This window comes from Acinetobacter sp. CE-15 (assembly GCF_051059255.1).
Taxonomy (GTDB): domain Bacteria; phylum Pseudomonadota; class Gammaproteobacteria; order Pseudomonadales; family Moraxellaceae; genus Acinetobacter; species Acinetobacter guillouiae.
This window is the reverse complement of record NZ_CP192737.1, coordinates 4,381,428-4,398,628: the sequence shown is the minus strand read 5'-3', so window position 1 is coordinate 4,398,628 and position 17,201 is coordinate 4,381,428. Positions and strand designations below refer to the sequence as shown.

Genomic DNA, 17,201 nt, shown 5'->3' with positions numbered 1-17,201 from the left:
TAGGAAGCCTTTGTTGAAAAATTCAGTAGTTAAAATGGTGTTGGGTGTTGTTGCTACTGGAAGTTTTGCGATTGCGTTTGGCCAAGAGAAAATTTTTCAGTTACTGCCATTTACCCAAAGTAGTACCAATAACTCTGCGTGTTTAAATCAGTTCTATCGAGAGCAACCACCTGTTTTAATCAAAGAAAGTTTAAAGAAAAACAGTTATCCCTTATGTTTTAATGGGTTTAATGTGATGTATTCGGGTGTTTCTAAAACACCGTTATGGACAGCAGAATATTTATCGCCACAGCGCTTAAGTCAAAAGATTAAACGTGAAGATAATTTCCACGAAGAGCCACGTGTAAACGCTACACATCGTGCATTATTATCGGATTATCGTGGTTCAGGCTATGACCGTGGTCATATGTCACCCAATGCCGATATGCCCAATAAGGAATCACAGTTCGACAGCTTTTCTTTGGCCAATATGGTGCCGCAAGCTGCTAAAAATAACCAACAAGTTTGGCGTGAGTTAGAAGAAGCAACTCGTGCAATTGTCACCAAGCAAAAGAAAGATGTGTATGTGGTCACTGGCCCAGTGTTTTCTGGCAAAAAATTAAAAACCATTGGAAAGGGTGTGATTGTTCCAACCGCAATCTATAAAGCGATTTACTTGCCTAAACATGGAATCATTGGTGCGTACTATGCACCAAATAATGATTCACTTCAGGTTAAGGTGGTCAGCGTATGTTATTTAGAAGAACAGTTGGGAATGAATTTATTTCCACAACTGACCGAAGAACAAAAGCGCAATACCTATAAATTGCCTTTGAATGCAAAGCAGGTCAAGGTCAATAAAGAAATAGAGTACTCACATTGGGATGCGGAAAGCCAATGTGCAGAAGAGGTCAGTCAGGATAAAATCAGCGCACTGCAAAAGCAGTTCCAACCCAAAAGTGGTTCAACAACTACATCGGATGTGCAATTGCCAAAAGTAGACCCAGAAACCAAAGATGCCTTGGTGAAACAATTGGTTGAAGCGTTGTTGCAATATATTTTACAAATTTTGAAATAATTTAGCGTTGATGGTGCAGTATCTTTTGAGAATCTATTTATACTGTGAATAAGATCGAAAAAAATTGAGAAAATTAAAAATGTTTAAACCGTTTGAGAATGGCACTGAATCACATTCAATTCATGATTTAACCTTAGAAAATCAAACTGACTGTGTCAGTATTTATGGCAACTTACAGATCACCAAAGATCAAGCTGGCTTAAAAGCGGCTAAGCTTTTACAAAGCTATCTCAATGATGTAGTGGCAAGTTTAGAGAAGCAAAGTGACCTACCAGAACAGCTTGCGCGTCAAAGTGAAGGCGAAATAGAGAATCCATTTCTTTAAAGAGCATATTTATTTTTCAGTCATTTTTTGAATCAGTTACTTTCTAATTCATTGGTATATGTAAAAAAACCTGCTGTGGCAGGTTTTTTTACATTGAAAATTTATTTAGGATTGAGGCTCGTTACCCACAACCTTATAAATCAGTGCCCCAATGATTGCACCGACAATTGGCGCCACCCAGAATAACCATAATTGACTCAATGCTGCTGTTTCGGCGAATAAAGCCACAGCGGTACTTCGTGCTGGATTAACTGAGGTATTGGTGACGGGGATACTAATTAAGTGAATCAAAGTAAGTGCTAAACCGATGGCAATCGGGGCAAAGCCAGCAGGTGCACGTTTATCTGTTGAACCGAGAATAACAATTAAGAAAAAGGCGGTTAATACGATTTCAATTAACAATGCTGAGACTAAAGAATATTTTCCAGGGGATAAATCACCAAAGCCATTGCTGGCGAATCCGCCAGTTCCTGTGAATCCCGCCTGACCCTGTACGATTAAATACAAAACAAATGCGGCCAAAATACCACCGATGACTTGAGCGATAATATAAGGCGCTAAGTCTTTGGCATTAAAACGGCCACCTACCCATAAACCCACACTGACCGCAGGGTTAAAATGCCCGCCTGAGATATGCCCTAAAGCAAAAGCGCCTGTGAGTACGGTTAAACCGAATGCCAGTGCGACACCAGCAAAACCGATGCCCAGTTCTGGAAAAGCAGCGGCAAATATTGCGCTACCACATCCTCCAAATACCAGCCAAAAGGTTCCGATAAATTCTGCGAGATATTTATTCATATTGATTCCTAAATTATTTTTTTGAACGGAATGGGGTTATATGACTATTTTTAGATAGTTGATAACCGTGGGGTGGGTACAACTTTTATTTTCTGTATAAAGATAATAGTCTAAAAATATGAAAATAAAATCACAAATAAAAAATATTCATATCAATATCGGCTAATGTTCTGATTTTATTTTAAAAAATTATATTTTACAGATATTTGTTGCTAAACAAATGAGTGGTGAGAATGGTAAAACATGCTGTTTTTATCGATAAATTTAATTCACAATTACTTAAATTCTCGATGCTGAATACGCCATTGTTGCGGTGTTAAGCCGGTCCATTGTTTAAACGCACGTTGGAAAGCGCTTTGTTCTGAGTAGCTAAGAAGCAGGGCAATTTCATGCAAGCCTAAATGAGGATCTTGCAGATATTGAAAGGCCAATAATTGGCGGACATCCTGAACACGTTGTTGGTAGGTGGTGTTCTGACTTTGTAGATGACGTTGTAACTGGCGTATCGACATATTCAACTGTTTGGCAATCGCTTCGATTTGATAATTGTTTTTTTGTAATCCCAATAAAATACTTTGTTGTAAGCGTTCATCTAACTGGGTGGCATTGGGTAAGCTTTCAAGCAAGGCTTGGGCTTGTTGCATCAGTAGTTTTTGTAGGGTTTGATCACTGCGTTTAAAGGAAATCGCAAGTGCGCTGATGGGAAAGATCAGTTCGACTTTTTCTTGCTGAAAGAGCACAGGACATTTAAAGAATGCTTGATACAGCATGCTGTTTTTAGGTTGAGGATGAATAAAATTAACCTGATACAGCGCTATATCATCAGATATAAATTGTCTTAAAAACTGAATCACCACGGCTATCGCAATTTCATCAGTAATTTGAGTGGTTAAATGGGTGGGTAGATTTTCCCAGCGTACCGAGATGTGCTGTTCATCATAATATTCAACCTTGAGCGGGCTTCCATCATAAATCAATCGATGAAAATCATGGTAGCGGGTGAGTGCCTCTCCAAGCGTGTCACAAGATTGTGCAATATAGGCAATGATACCAATATGTTTGGGTTGTACATATTTAGAGATGTCTAGACCCAAAGCTGGGCTTTGTACTTGTGATTGAATGTCATCCAAAATTTCACGCCAAACGGTATAGTCAAAGCGTTCAACATTTTGAATCTGTTGTAATTTGGATGAGATCTTTAGACCTTTAGCTTCACTAAAAGTATAGAGTAATTGCCCAAGCCCGCCATATATCGAGCCTGCATAGTCCTTTAATTGCATCATTTACACATCTTGTTATTGTATGATCTACGTCAGCTGTAGTTTAAACATTATACTATTTTAATTTGTCGTAATTTGTCAATGAAAATACTTTTTGATGTCAATACCTATTTCCCAGCATGTTTTATATTCACAATAAGCAAGAGGGATTGATTATGTTAAAAGGTTTTTTAGTCGGATTGGTCGTCGCAAATGGCTTTGAATGGGTTGCGCATAACTATATTTTACATGGTCAACATCGCCCAGGGAAACCACGTTTCAGTCCAGTGCCACGCAGTATGAAATCGCATTGGGAACACCATCGTGAAGTGCGTAAACAAGATTTTCATGATGATGGCTATGTAGAAGGGATTTCAAATTGGCGAACCAAAAATGAAATCGTTTCTTTGGCGGTGGTTGCTGGTGCGGCAAGTTTGATTTTCTACCCGATTTCGAAAGGAATGGTTGCGGCATCGCTTTATAGTGCGTGTAATTATTATTATATCCATCGCCGTGCACATTTAGAGCCAGATTGGGCGATGAAGAAAATTCCTTGGCATTATGATCACCATATGAACTCGAACCAAGATGCCAACTGGTGTGTCACTAAGCCTTGGTTTGACTATCTGATGGGAACACGGGTGATTTCTTCTGCGGATCTGCAAGAGCAGAATCCTTTAGGTGTGAAATTGCCTCAGCCAATCGCAAACTGGTTATCATCCAGCATAGAAAAATATTTTCCAGCCAAATGGGTAGAGAAAAAACCGCTATTGGTTGAGGACAATACCCAAAAGCTCAATGATTCTGTGGCTTAATTTGACTTAATTTGGCTTTTTGAACGTTGTTGCTTGTTCTGATCTGTTTAAAACTGCTGTGAAATAAATTGGTTGCGTAGTGTAAAATCTATAATTTGTCGTGATTGGTCAGCGTTTTCGGTATCTTTGGTCAATATTAAGTCATGCCATAAATGTATATTGATTGCACAGCATGTACCCACTGCCGTGTTTTTTAAGTTTTATAGGAGTCTCCAAGACTCCTTTTTTTATGCGTGGGAAAAGTAAATATATATAAGATTAAATTTATAAGCTCATGTGATTGCGTCATCTTGTACGATGAAGCAATAAAAAAATCCCCTGACGGGGATTTTTTAGATGTGCATAAGATGCACATCACTTTTGGATTTTTGCCTTAGGAGGCTGTGGACATTACTCAGGCTTTAAGCCTTCCGCCATTTCCAATGATTGATCATTATCCAAAAATTTTTCACGCTGTTCTTCTAAAAACTTTTTTGCATCTGGTTCAAACACGTTTAAACGTTTTTCATTGATTAACGTGGTTTGGTGTTTTAACCATTCTTGCCAAGCTTGTTTAGACACTGTGTCAAATAACACTTGACCCTTTGGACCTGGAAAGGGTGCAAAGTCTAAACCTTCTAACTCTTTTTGATATTTACGGCAAAATACTTGTCGAGTCATATCAAAACTCCTTATGCATAAAGTTTTTCTAAACGGATATAAGCGCGTTCAATTGCAGCAGCAACCTGTGCAGGCGCAGTACCACCAATATGATTACGCGCATTGACAGATGCTTCAAGGGTTAATGCTTTTTCAAACACATCTGCTTGAATTAAATCTGAGAATTGTTGTAATTGCTCAAGGCTTAATTCAGAAAGATCTTTCGATTCTTGCACACCTAAAGCCACGGCTTTACCTACGATTTCATGTGCATCGCGGAAAGCAACGCCATTTTTTACAAGGTAATCAGCCAAGTCTGTTGCAGTAGAGAAACCACGTAAAGCCGCTTCACGCATGATTTCAATATTTGGTACAAGTGCAGGAATCATATCTGCAAAAGCCATCAATGAACCACGCACTGTATCAATTGCATCAAACAAAGGCTCTTTGTCTTCTTGGTTGTCTTTGTTATAAGCCAAAGGTTGACCCTTCATGAGGGTTAGCAGACTCATTAAGTCGCCATAGACACGGCCAGTTTTACCACGAATCAGTTCAGGAACATCTGGGTTTTTCTTTTGTGGCATGATCGATGAGCCAGTACAGAAACGGTCAGGAATATTCACAAACTTAAATTGTGCAGAAGTCCAAAGAATCATTTCTTCTGACATACGTGATAAATGCATCATGATTAAAGATGCAGCAGCATTGAATTCAATTGCAAAGTCACGATCAGATACCGCATCTAAAGAATTTTCAGCAACGGCTTCAAAGTTTAACAATTCTGCAGTATAAGCACGATCAATAGGATACGTTGTTCCAGCAAGCGCAGCTGAACCTAAAGGCATACGGTTGACACGTTTACGGCAGTCGATTAAACGCTCAGAGTCACGCACCAACATTTCAAACCACGCCATCAAATGATGACCAAAAGTCACAGGTTGCGCAGTCTGTAAATGGGTAAAGCCTGGCATGATGGTGTCAGTATTGTTCGCTGCTAAGCCCAAGATGCCTTTTTGTAATTTTTCCAGTAAAGTCAAAATCGCATCAATTTCGTCACGCACATATAAACGGATGTCTGTGGCAACTTGGTCATTACGGCTACGACCGGTATGCAATTTTTTACCTGCAATTCCGATACGCTGAGTTAAACGAGATTCGATATTCATGTGCACATCTTCTAAATCAATGCGCCATTCAAATTGACCTGCTTCAATTTCAGCTTTAATTGTGTTTAAACCATTGATAATGTCATCACGTTCTTGTTCTGTAAGGACACCAACTTTTGCTAACATAGTCGCATGTGCGATCGAGCCAGCAATATCTTGTTTATAAAAGCGTTGGTCAAATTGAACTGATGCAGTAAATTCAGCAACAAAGGCATCAGTAGCTTCAGAGAAACGACCGCCCCACATGCCTGAAGTTTGGGCTTGTGACGGATTAGAGGAATTAGAAGATGTGGTCATATCGGCTCAGTAGGAAAAAAAGCAGTAGAACTAAACGCAGTATAACAAATTCAGCCTCACTTGCCGAAGTAAAGCGCAATCATTCATCAATAAAATCTGGGCGCGGTTTTTATCAGTCTTATTTTTTTAGCAAAATGGGGCATCGCAAGTATTTATTCGAATTATTTATCTCTAGTAATGTATTGGCTTTTTTATTGGCATTGGCCGAAGCACAATCATGGGGCAATTTAAATCTTTGGCATGTTTTAGAATATATTTTATATATTAATTGGATATTATTGGCCTTTGCCGCTTTTCAGGATGTATTTGAAAAGAGGCTATCGCAATATACCTATTTATCTATTTCAATATTCAGTTTTATCCTTTTACAGGCGATTGTGCTGTGTACAACACTGGTTTTAAATATTATTCATTATTGGGGGACGCATTTTTCTTTACAAAATATTTCCATGCAAGACATTTCGCATAATCTTATTTTGCATGTCAGCTATGGGGTATTACTGGGCGCATTTTGTTTACGCTACTTGTATATCCGTGAACAAGCCGTATTGCAGCAAAACAGTGAATTGAATGCGCGTATTCAGGCCATGCAAGCACGTATTCATCCACATTTTTTATTTAATAGTTTAAATAGCGTGGTGAGTTTAATTGCGATTGATCCTGATAAAGCTGAACAAATGCTGATAGATTTATCCAAATTGTTTAGAGCCAGTTTTCAAGAATTAAAGCTCGTGACCTTAAAAGAAGAAATACAGTTATCTCAACAATATATTGCAATAGAGCAAATTCGTTTGGGAGATCGTTTAAATGTGGAATGGAATATTCAACAACCGCTGTTATTAGATCAGGTCAAAATTCCCTTATTAACCTTACAACCTTTAATTGAAAACAGTATTTTTCATGGGGTTGAGCAAAAGATTATCGATGCCAAGATCGGCATACTGGTTGAAATATTGCAAAATCAAGTCAACATAGTCATTACCAACCCATTTTTACAAGATAGAATAAAAGTACGAGAAGGGCATGGAATTGCTTTAGAAAATGTAAAACAGCGTCTAAAAGCACATTTTGGCGATTCTGTTTATTTTCGGAATTATGCAGGGAATGGATTATTTACAATGGTAATCCAATATCAGTATAAAAATAGATGATTGGGAAATTCATTAAAATAAAGACGATATATTTGGGTAAGGAGGAGCAATGGACATCCTGATTTGTGATGATGAACCGCTTGCAGTGGAACGCTTATCACGATTGGTGTCGCAACTTGGGCATCAGGTTATTGCAACAGCGCAACATGGTCAACAGGCATTGGAAATGGTTCAGCAGTTCGAGCCAGATGTGGTGTTGCTTGATATTCAAATGCCAGAAATGGATGGTTTAAGCTGTGCGCAGCATTTAGCACATTTTAATCCGACGCCAGCCATCGTATTTTGTACGGCATTTGATGAACATGCTTTGCAAGCCATTCAATCTCAAGCAAAAGGATATTTATTAAAACCAATTGCCAAGGATGATTTGGAAACGGTTTTGGAGAGTGTCACTAAACTGACTCAAGCTCAATTAACTCACCTAGAAAAAAAAGAACTCATGGAAGAAAAAGTGCAAAGACAGCAAATTGCTGCAAAAACCTATCGAGGTTTGGAGCTAATTCCTGTTGAAAATATTTACTATTTTTTAGCAGATCAAAAATATGTCACTGTACGCCATAAAAATGGCAGTGTGCTTATTGATGAAACGCTCAAAGATTTAGAAACAGAGTTCGCAGATCGATTTATTCGTATTCATCGTAATGCTTTAATTTCTCTAGATTATTTAGATGGGTTGGAAATGGTGTCCTCTGGGCAGTATCAGGTACGATGCCGCGAATTAGACGAGCGTTTGGCAGTCAGTCGTCGTCACTTACCGTTACTGCGCGAACGGATGCAGAATTTATAGTTTGATGGGAAGCTTAAATCATTTTGATAATTTACTTGCATTTTTACGATTGCAGAGTAAGTTTAGAGTGTTTAAAAGTTTGGCAAAGCTGAAATGATGAAAACCTTGAAAATAGCAACTCGCCAGAGCCCGCTCGCAATGTGGCAGGCTGAGCATATTCGTGATCGTTTAGAGCAATTACACGCGCATGTAAAAGTAGAATTGGTTACCTTTGTAACCCAAGGTGACAAAATTTTAGATACACCTTTGGCCAAAATTGGTGGTAAAGGCTTATTTGTCAAAGAATTAGAGGCTGCTTTAATGGATGGTCGTGCAGATCTAGCCGTTCATTCCATGAAAGATGTGCCGATGCAATTACCAGAAGGTTTGGAGCTTGCGGTCATTTGCGAGCGTGAAGATCCTTTTGATGCTTTTGTTTCTAAACATTACGCAAAGTTTGAAGATTTACCACAAGGCGCAACACTTGGAACATCGAGCTTACGCCGTAAATGTCAGATTTTAAAACAGCGCCCTGATTTAAATGTGATTGATTTACGTGGCAATGTTGGAACACGCTTATCCAAGCTAGATGCAGGTCAATATGATGCCATTATCCTTGCCAGTGCAGGCTTAAAACGCTTAGAACTCTCAGATCGTATTCGTCATACACTGCCAGCAGAAATAAGCTTACCTGCGGTAGGTCAAGGCGCATTGGGTTTAGAATGCCGCTCAGGTGATCAAGAGATTTTGGATTTAATCATGCCTTTAATGCATGTTGAAACCAATGCCTGTGTCCGTGCTGAACGTGCTTTTAATGCTTATCTAGAAGGTGGCTGCCAAGTGCCTATCGCAGGTTTTGCCACATTGAAGGATCAAACATTGTCTTTGGAAGGGCGTGTAGGGAGTGCGGACGGCCAAACGCTATTATGTAGCCAAGTCAGTGGTACGCCAGATCAAGCAGAGCAGTTAGGTGTGCAACTTGCACAAAACCTACTTAAACAAGGTGCTGGAGAAATACTCAAAGCACTTTATCAAGCTTAGTTTTTAGGCTTCAATGCTATTTATTAATACGCGTCCCATTGATCGGGCTCAGCCATTAACCCAATGTCTGCGCCAGTCAGGTTTTGACGTGGTTGATCTGCCATTATTGGCATTAACACCACGTCCATATAACAACACATTACAACAACTTTATTTACAGCTGTTATCGACTCAAATTATTGTTGTGGTCAGTCCTACAGCTGTGCAGATTGGTATGCAATATCTTCAGCAATCGGGTCTATCGCTTGCACAGATCCAACATATTCAGTGGATTGCTGTAGGTAAAAAAACTGCGCAACGACTCTTAGATTATGGGGTGGAAAGCCATGTTCCTGCGGTGGAAACATCCGAAGGCATGCTAAGCTTAGCGCTGTTTAATCAGGTAAAAGAGCTCAAGAGAATTGCGTTTTGGCGTGGTGAAGGTGGGCGTCAATTTATGATGCAACAATGCCAAGCGCGTCATATTGATGTTTTAAACTTTATTTTATATGACCGCGCATTTCCTCAACAAACTCAGGCACAATTTTTAGATTTTGTAAGCAAAATTGAGCAATTTGAAAAGCCCTATTGGAGTTGTATCAGCAGTGAAGCCAGTTGGCACAATTGGCTGGCTTTGACCCGAGATCATCAAGAGATCGTGAGTGCTTGTCATTATTTAGTTTTGGGTGAGCGTTTGTATCAATTATTAAGACATGGTAAAAATGCAGCTCAGGCCTGTTTGAATAGCACTCAAATTTCAAATTTAGCGCCAGAAACCATTCTACAAACCATAGTGCAGTTGCAAAGGAAGTTATGAAGAAGTTTATTTATGTCTTATTGTTGATCGCTTTAGGATGGCTTATTAAGTTGAGTTATAACTTCTATCATGTTTCACAACAGCTCAATGATATTCAACAAACGCTGCATAAAAGTGAACAAAAGAATGCCAGTTTGAATGATCAATTGGTGGCAGTAAAACGACAAACAGATGAACCGACTCAAGAGGTGGCAAAGAAAACCGCTTCGATTCAAACGCCTATTGCTGGTATTCATCCCAGTGTAGTGGTTAAACAGCAACTAGAGTTGGTGCAATTTGCTATGCAACAACAACAGTTTGTGTATGCACTTGAGCATCTTACTCAGTTAAATCAATCTTTAGATCATTATGCGTTGGCAGATGCAGTAAAACAAAGCTTACATCAAACCATTGCGCAAGATATACAGAGTATTCAACACTTTGTGATTGAACGAAATGCCCAGCGAGATCAACTAGAGGCTTTACTTAAACAAGTTGATCAAGCACTCATCACTGAATTGAAAAATAATCAACTAAAACCAGATCAAGATCAGTCGCAATACTTTTGGGAAAAATGGTTTCAAGTCGATATTGTTGAAACAAACACGCCTGCATTGGCAAACCGTAAATTTATTTTAAAAGAAGTCCAATTAAGATTATTACTGGCGCAACAATTATTAGTCAAAGGGCAAACTGCTGAATACCAAGAGATGCTGAATCAAATGATTCAACAATTGGATATATTACCCGATGCTGCTAGTCAGAAGATTAAGCAAAAAATATTAAAAATGAAGCAAACATCGCAGCCACCGATTCCTAAGCTGAATAGCTTGGCTGTTTTGGGGTAGATCGATGAAACATATTTTTCTGATCTATGCCTTTATTAGCCTGATTATTCTGGCTGTACTGAGTGTATTGAGTTATACCGCAGGGTCAGGTTATGTCTATGTGCTCTGGCACAATATTCAAGTTCAAACCAATTTATGGTTCTTAACATTTGCTGGTATTGGCATCAGTTTTTTGATGCATGTGGCATGGTATTTCCTCAATCGTTATATTCGTAGAGAAAAAAGAAAATTAGAACAAGTACTGAGTTTTAGCACGTTGCACCCATTTGAACAGTTTGGTGTGTTGTGGTTATTAGATGGTGAAGATGAACAAGAGCAGGTGATTCAAACGATTTTTGATCAATCTGGTTTATTAAAGCCGATTGTGCAATCCCGATTATTACTCAAACAACTGCATTATTCAGAAGCATTAAAGGCTTTAGAACACAGCTCTCCATCCGCATTTGAATTGGCGGAAATCTTACGTATCGAAATTTATTTGACCCAACAGGACAGTCAACAAGCGCTGACCCATTTAGAGTTTTTAAATGGACATGAACTTTCGCCGTGGCTGAATCAGCTTTCAGAAAGTTATAAATTGTCCGTGCAAAAATTATGGGGACAATTTGCCCTGCAATATCCGTGGCAATATTTACACTCAACTCAATTTGGACAATTAGAAACTGCGACTAAACAGCAGTGGTTAATACAGCTTTTGGGTTGTTATGACCAAGCAAGTTTTGAAGATACTGAACTATTACAGCAAAAATTTTTAGAGATAGAACCGCAACTCGATCAAATGCCTTATGAGACAAAAGTGCTTTGGCTAAAAATTATTACCCGCTTACCCGAACTTGCTCAGCAACAACAGCAGCTGGTGATTCAAATACTTAATGAAAAATTTGACCAAGATGTGTTCCACTTATGGTTCCAGCAACAGTTGCTTAGACAGAATCCAGATTATGAGTATTTAGAGCAACAGATTATAAATCTTGAATCTAAATATATGAACATTCCTGTTTTTTGCTTTGCTAAATGGCATATATATATTGCAACACAGCGGGAATATGAAGCAGGTCAACTTCTGTCATTATATCCAAATGATATTCTAATGAATTATTTAAGGATCAAGTCCACTTTAAATGGAAATGATGAATTAATTCAACAATTGAATTCAATTTTTGAAAAAGATAGCAATTATATTCAATTTAAAATTTGAGAACCCAGCATGAATTCATTGACACAATTCCCGATCGTTTATGAGCAAAAGGTTGCATGGGGCGATATGGACGCTTTTGGTCATGTAAATAATGTGATGTATTATCGTTATATTGAGAGTGCACGTATTGAATATTTTGATCGTTTAAATGTATTTGACCAAGATGTTTTAACTGTGGTTGCCTCAAGTCAATGCAAATATTTAAAACCTGTATTTTATCCTGATGTGCTACATATTGGTGCGCGGGTAGAAGAAATGAGAAATAGTGCTATACGCATGCATTATGTATTATTCAGTCAGCAACAACAGCAGATTGTGGCGGACGGAGAAGCAGTTATTGTTTTTGTCGATAAAGTAGCGATGAAAAAAGCATTAATTCCTCAACAGTTGCGAAAAATTATAATTGATTTAGAAGCTACAGTGCATAATGATTTGAAAAATACATAAAAATCTCTCAATTATCATCATTATATTTAAAACATAAGACAGCATATTCTTTTGCATTCGCTTTATTTTGATGTTAAAAATAAGCGCTTTGAGGTAATTATAATAATCTTTTTGTTGTTTTATGTGTTTATTGGGGAATATATGTATTGCTTATTGGAATAAATGAAAATACTATTGCTATGAAGTTATTTTAAATAAGTATTAAGAAATTTACGTGGAGAGTTAATGATGCCTGATATTAGTAATTTATCGGTTGAAGAGTTAAGAAAGTTAACAGCTGAAGCAGAAGCTTTAATTGAAAGTAAAAAAGACCAAGCAGTTGAAGATGCCTATAATAAAATTATTGAAATTGCGCAATCTGCTGGTTTAACTTTAGAACAGTTTATTGAATACGGCGCGCAAAAGCGTAAAAAGACAACGCGTAAAGCTGTTGAGCCGCGTTACCGCAATAAAAAAGATACTTCTGAAACTTGGACTGGACGCGGTAAACAACCACGCTGGTTGGTTGCAGAAATCGAAAAAGGTGCAAAATTAGAAGATTTCTTGATCTAATCTTCATCTAAGTGTCATTCAAAGACCTTAAAATCAAAAAACCAAGCAAATCTGCTTGGTTTTTTTATACGAGTGAATTGGCGTTATGCAAAAATTATGCATAATGTATAAACAAGAGGGCATCATCTTGCATGGAAGAATAAATGAATGATGGTAAAGATGAATGAATAAAAAATCAAAACAGATCACGTGGTGGATTACTGGAGTTGTCGCTTTTTTAATTTTTGTACTTTTGCAAGTCCCTGCAACATGGCTGATTTCTAAATTTTATAAGAACAATCAAACCTTACAAAATGTCAGTGGAAATATTTGGCAAGGGCAAGCAGATTGGCGCAAGGGTAATTTACGTGGTTCCGTTTCGTGGAGAACACGCCCGTGGGATCTGATTTTATTACGTGTGGGTGCAAATGTTGAAGTGCATAGTGGGCAAACTCAGCTCAATGGGGTTGTCGGCTATGGTATTGGTAAAAAAATAATTATTAATCAGATGCAAGGTCAGATTGCACCAGAAACTTTAAAGAATATTGCAAATTGGCAGTGGCCAGCGAATGCAATTCAAATTTCAGATATGACCCTACGTTTTAAAAAAGACACTGGATTTAGTGATGTAGATGGTCAATTGCATTGGGGTGGTGGTGAGCTTCGTTATATTTTTGGACAGCGTCAAGATCAAATGAATATCCCGTCTTTAAATGCACAACTTAAAGATGAGGCGGGTAAACTGATTTTGGATATACAAGATCAACGTAGCCAGAAAATGGCCAATATCAGCTTAGATCCAACCATGATGTTAGATGTGCAATTAACCCAACGCATGTTACTCAATGTGCCTTCCTATGATGGAAAGGCTGGTTTAGATACTTTTGTGATTAGTTCTAGACAACCACTCATTCAAGGTGGTTTCTAATGAATATAAAAGAACGCTTTGAAAATATTTCTTGGAAAAAAACAGAGCACCTTGCGCCTGTTGTTTTATTTCTTTTAATTTTAGCATTGTGCTGGAAACTGGCTTCGATTTTTTGGTGGGTGGTTGCACCGCCACAAGTCATGCAACCAGAGCAAGTGAGTCTAGGTTCACAACAAATCCAAGTGCCCAATATTTCAAGCTTTTCATTGTTTGAGGAAGTGGGTTCTAGTGCGACTGCAGATGATAGTATTCCGATGGTCTTGCAAGGTGTGGTCGTGAGTTATCCTGCGCGTTTCTCTTCAGCGGTGATTAAAGTCAAAGAAACAGCAGATCGTTATGCGGTGGGTGATCCAATTGAGGGTACCAGTTATCAGTTATCCGAAGTATATTGGGATCATATTGTTTTAAGTCAAAATGGAAATAACAGTAAAGAGTTACGTTTTACCGGGCTGGATAGTTTGTATCAGCCTATGCCAGGGCAATCTACAGATCAAAATACCAGCCCGCCAGTAAGTAATCCTGCGCCATCGCCACAACAAAATTCAAGCCAAAATGCTTTAGGGCAGGCGATTGAGAAGATGAATGAAAATCGGGACGAATACCTAAAGAACATGGGGGTTAACGCAAGTGGCGGTCAAGGCTATGAAGTGACAGATCAGACCCCCGCAGCGCTCCGAAATAAACTGGGATTAAGATCTGGAGATCGTATTCTTTCACTCAATGGACAATCAGTAGGTCAAGGACAGAGTGATGTTCAGCTGCTAGAACAAGCAAAGCGTGATGGCAAAGTAAAAATTGAAATTAAGCGTGGTGATCAGGTGATGACCATTCAGCAAAGTTTGTAAGTGGCTAGGACTACAAATAAAATTAGGATAGATAATAGTTATGGCTTTTTTGAATCACAATCGACCACTTTGGGCTTTAGTTGCAGCGGCACCAATGATGGTTGCGGTCAGTACAGCAGCACATGCACAGACGTGGAAAATTAACTTACGCGATGCTGATCTCACGGCTTTTATCAACGAAGTTGCAGATATTACGGGCAAAAATTTTGCGGTCGATCCCCGTGTACGTGGCAATGTCACGGTTATTTCAAATAAACCTCTAAATAAAAATGAAGTTTATGACCTATTTTTAGGGGTGCTGAATGTCAATGGTGTGGTGGCTATTCCATCGGGGAATACCATTCGCTTGGTACCGGACAGTAATGTAAAAAACTCGGGTGTACCTTATGACCCACGCAATAATGCACGTGGTGATCAGGTTGTAACACGGGTGATTTGGTTGGAAAATACCAACCCCAATGATTTGATCCCCGCATTACGTCCTTTAATGCCACAATTTGCGCATTTGGCGGCCATACAAGGCACCAATGCGTTAATTGTGTCTGATCGTGCAGCGAATATTTATCAACTTGAAACCATTATTCGCAACTTGGATGGTACTGGGCAAAATGATATTGAAGCTGTTCCTTTACAACAGAGTCAAGCTGAAGAGATCATTAAGCAGTTGGATGCCATGAGTTCGACAGGCGCATCGAAAGACTTTGCTGGGGCAAGGGTTCGTATTATTGCTGATGCACGGACCAACCGTATTTTGATTAAAGGGGATACAGGTACACGTAAACGTATCCGCAATATGATTGAAATGTTGGATGTGCCTTCTGCAGATCGTTTAGGCGGTCTTAAAGTCTTTAAATTAAAATATGCCAGTGCAAAGAATTTATCTGAAATTTTACAAGGTTTGGTTACTGGTCAGGCAGTCAATTCTAGTTCAAATAATTCTTCTAATAGTAGTTCTAACAACAGCAATAGCAACAGTTTTAATAATAACAATTCATCATCGAATACCGGCTCAAGCACTGGAAGCAGTATTTCAACACCAGCAATTAATTTAAACAGCAATTCAAATAACAATAATCAAAATAATATCACCAGTTTTAATGCCAATGGTGTGAGCATTATTGCAGATGGTGCTCAAAATGCGTTGGTGGTTAAAGCTGAGCCACAACTGATGCGAGAAATAGAGGCTGCCATCCAACAGCTCGATGTCCGTCGTCAACAAGTATTGATTGAAGCGACGATTATTGAGGTTGAGGGTAATGATACTGATCAACTCGGTGTGCAATGGGCAATGGGTGATCTAAGTAGTGGTGTGGGTGTTGTCAATTTTTCAAATGTGGGTACAAGTTTATCAAAATTGGCAGCAGGCTATCTGTCAGGTGGGGCGGCTGGTTTAGGTAGTGCTGTTGGTGCAGGTACATCTCTGATTTTAGGGGATTATAGAGAAGGTGCTGATGGTTCTCGTAAATTATATGGTGCAGTGATTCAGGCTTTAAAAGCCAACACCAAGTCAAATTTATTATCTACGCCATCAATTGTCACAATGGATAATGAAGAAGCGTATATTGTCGTTGGTCAAAACGTTCCATTTGTTACAGGTTCAGTCAGTACTGGGACAGGAGGCACCGTCAACCCATATACCTCAATTGAACGTAAGGATGTGGGGGTGACCTTAAAGGTAATTCCGCATATTGGTGAGGGCGGTTCGATTCGCTTAGAGGTAGAGCAAGAAGTCTCTGCAGTTGCTGAAAATAAAGGACAGGCAACGGATTTGGTCACCAGTAAACGCTCGATCAAGACCTCTGTGCTTGCGGATCATGGGCAAACCGTGGTGTTAGGTGGATTGATTTCAGATGATACAGCTCATACGCGTCAGTCTGTACCCTTCTTGGGTGATATCCCGGGCTTAGGCCGTTTATTTAGAGCGGAAGGTAAATCAAATGCTAAACGTAACTTATTGGTGTTTATCCATCCAACGATAATTGGTGATAACGCTGATATACGTCGTGTATCTCAACAACGTTATGATCAGCTGTATAGTCTGCAATTGGCGATGGATAAAGATGGTAATTTTGCCAAACTCCCAGCCAATGTGGATGATGTTTTTCAGCAACGACTACCGATCAGCTCAACACCAAGTTCGCAGCCTAAGCTGGTACAACCGCAACCGACAGCACAACCATCAAGTCAGTATCAAAAAGTGCCTACAGGTGCCAAGACAAGTGCAGTACAAGGCAATGCAGTGACTACACCCGTTGCAGAGGAACCAAATGATATCCGTAAGCAGTAGCATTGTGGGCTTCGCGTAACAAGTGCTT

Annotated in this window: 18 protein-coding genes; 14 read left to right on the top strand and 4 right to left on the bottom strand. The window is 39.0% G+C overall.

From position 1 onward, the window contains the following. Positions 1-34: 34 nt before the first annotated feature. Both ACQ7EO_RS20255 and ACQ7EO_RS20250 read left to right on the top strand, forming a co-directional pair. On the top strand, positions 35-1,057 hold the full coding sequence (locus tag ACQ7EO_RS20255) for a DNA/RNA non-specific endonuclease (protein WP_227504289.1): 1,023 nt from the start codon (positions 35-37) through the stop codon (positions 1,055-1,057). A gap of 79 nt (positions 1,058-1,136) precedes the next feature. Continuing rightward, a complete protein-coding gene (locus ACQ7EO_RS20250; RefSeq protein ID WP_151802451.1) occupies positions 1,137-1,382 on the top strand; it encodes a hypothetical protein in 246 nt (81 codons plus the stop codon). Positions 1,383-1,487: 105 nt separating this feature from the next. On the opposite strand, the gene aqpZ is transcribed toward ACQ7EO_RS20250, so the two are convergent. Together aqpZ and ACQ7EO_RS20240 are read right to left on the bottom strand one after the other, a co-directional pair. After that, positions 1,488-2,180: an aquaporin Z gene (gene aqpZ, locus ACQ7EO_RS20245; protein WP_004718527.1), complete on the bottom strand. Its 693-nt coding sequence runs from the start codon at positions 2,178-2,180 to the stop codon at positions 1,488-1,490. Positions 2,181-2,455: 275 nt separating this feature from the next. Further along, complete coding sequence (locus ACQ7EO_RS20240; RefSeq protein ID WP_434278555.1) at positions 2,456-3,463, bottom strand: AraC family transcriptional regulator ligand-binding domain-containing protein; 1,008 nt, start codon at positions 3,461-3,463, stop codon at positions 2,456-2,458. A gap of 152 nt (positions 3,464-3,615) precedes the next feature. Here ACQ7EO_RS20240 and ACQ7EO_RS20235 point away from each other — a divergent pair, with 152 nt between their 5' ends. Further along, positions 3,616-4,254, top strand: coding sequence for a sterol desaturase family protein (locus tag ACQ7EO_RS20235; RefSeq protein WP_034618016.1), 639 nt, complete (start codon positions 3,616-3,618; stop codon positions 4,252-4,254). Positions 4,255-4,644: 390 nt separating this feature from the next. Here ACQ7EO_RS20235 and ACQ7EO_RS20230 read toward each other — a convergent pair whose 3' ends face one another. Both ACQ7EO_RS20230 and argH read right to left on the bottom strand, forming a co-directional pair. Next, complete coding sequence (locus ACQ7EO_RS20230; protein WP_004818487.1) at positions 4,645-4,914, bottom strand: oxidative damage protection protein; 270 nt, start codon at positions 4,912-4,914, stop codon at positions 4,645-4,647. 11 nt (positions 4,915-4,925) lie between these two features. Continuing rightward, a complete protein-coding gene (gene argH, locus ACQ7EO_RS20225; protein ID WP_004718519.1) occupies positions 4,926-6,356 on the bottom strand; it encodes an argininosuccinate lyase in 1,431 nt (476 codons plus the stop codon). Here argH and ACQ7EO_RS20220 point away from each other — a divergent pair. The 11 genes from ACQ7EO_RS20220 (at position 6,347) to gspD (ending at position 17,173) form a co-directional block, all read left to right on the top strand. Further along, positions 6,347-7,507 carry a sensor histidine kinase gene (locus tag ACQ7EO_RS20220; protein ID WP_016539114.1) on the top strand — a complete coding sequence of 387 codons (1,161 nt, stop codon included), beginning with the start codon at positions 6,347-6,349 and terminating at the stop codon, positions 7,505-7,507. The genes argH and ACQ7EO_RS20220 overlap by 10 nt on opposite strands. 49 nt (positions 7,508-7,556) lie before the next feature. Beyond that, complete coding sequence (locus ACQ7EO_RS20215) at positions 7,557-8,294, top strand: LytR/AlgR family response regulator transcription factor (protein WP_004818489.1); 738 nt, start codon at positions 7,557-7,559, stop codon at positions 8,292-8,294. 96 nt (positions 8,295-8,390) lie between these two features. Then, the gene (gene hemC, locus ACQ7EO_RS20210; RefSeq protein ID WP_434279643.1) at positions 8,391-9,314 is read left to right on the top strand and encodes a hydroxymethylbilane synthase; all 924 of its coding nucleotides are present in this window, start codon (positions 8,391-8,393) and stop codon (positions 9,312-9,314) included. 13 nt (positions 9,315-9,327) lie between these two features. Then, a complete protein-coding gene (locus tag ACQ7EO_RS20205) occupies positions 9,328-10,110 on the top strand; it encodes a uroporphyrinogen-III synthase (RefSeq protein WP_434278551.1) in 783 nt (260 codons plus the stop codon). Beyond that, on the top strand, positions 10,107-10,937 hold the full coding sequence (locus tag ACQ7EO_RS20200; protein ID WP_034617644.1) for a hypothetical protein: 831 nt from the start codon (positions 10,107-10,109) through the stop codon (positions 10,935-10,937). The genes ACQ7EO_RS20205 and ACQ7EO_RS20200 overlap by 4 nt, the downstream gene beginning before the upstream one ends. A 4-nt stretch (positions 10,938-10,941) precedes the next feature. Beyond that, on the top strand, positions 10,942-12,135 hold the full coding sequence (locus tag ACQ7EO_RS20195) for a heme biosynthesis protein HemY (RefSeq protein ID WP_434278550.1): 1,194 nt from the start codon (positions 10,942-10,944) through the stop codon (positions 12,133-12,135). Between the two features lie 9 nt (positions 12,136-12,144). Beyond that, positions 12,145-12,582 carry an acyl-CoA thioesterase gene (locus tag ACQ7EO_RS20190; protein WP_419312246.1) on the top strand — a complete coding sequence of 146 codons (438 nt, stop codon included), beginning with the start codon at positions 12,145-12,147 and terminating at the stop codon, positions 12,580-12,582. A 225-nt stretch (positions 12,583-12,807) separates the two neighbouring features. Continuing rightward, positions 12,808-13,134 carry an H-NS family nucleoid-associated regulatory protein gene (locus tag ACQ7EO_RS20185; RefSeq protein WP_004718506.1) on the top strand — a complete coding sequence of 109 codons (327 nt, stop codon included), beginning with the start codon at positions 12,808-12,810 and terminating at the stop codon, positions 13,132-13,134. Positions 13,135-13,297: 163 nt separating this feature from the next. Next, the gene (gene gspN / locus ACQ7EO_RS20180; protein ID WP_434278548.1) at positions 13,298-14,041 is read left to right on the top strand and encodes a type II secretion system protein N; all 744 of its coding nucleotides are present in this window, start codon (positions 13,298-13,300) and stop codon (positions 14,039-14,041) included. After that, positions 14,041-14,886 carry a type II secretion system protein N gene (locus tag ACQ7EO_RS20175; protein ID WP_434278546.1) on the top strand — a complete coding sequence of 282 codons (846 nt, stop codon included), beginning with the start codon at positions 14,041-14,043 and terminating at the stop codon, positions 14,884-14,886. Before gspN ends, ACQ7EO_RS20175 begins: the two co-directional genes overlap by 1 nt. A 40-nt stretch (positions 14,887-14,926) precedes the next feature. Next, positions 14,927-17,173: a type II secretion system secretin GspD gene (gene gspD / locus ACQ7EO_RS20170; protein ID WP_434278544.1), complete on the top strand. Its 2,247-nt coding sequence runs from the start codon at positions 14,927-14,929 to the stop codon at positions 17,171-17,173. Positions 17,174-17,201 lie beyond the last annotated feature (28 nt).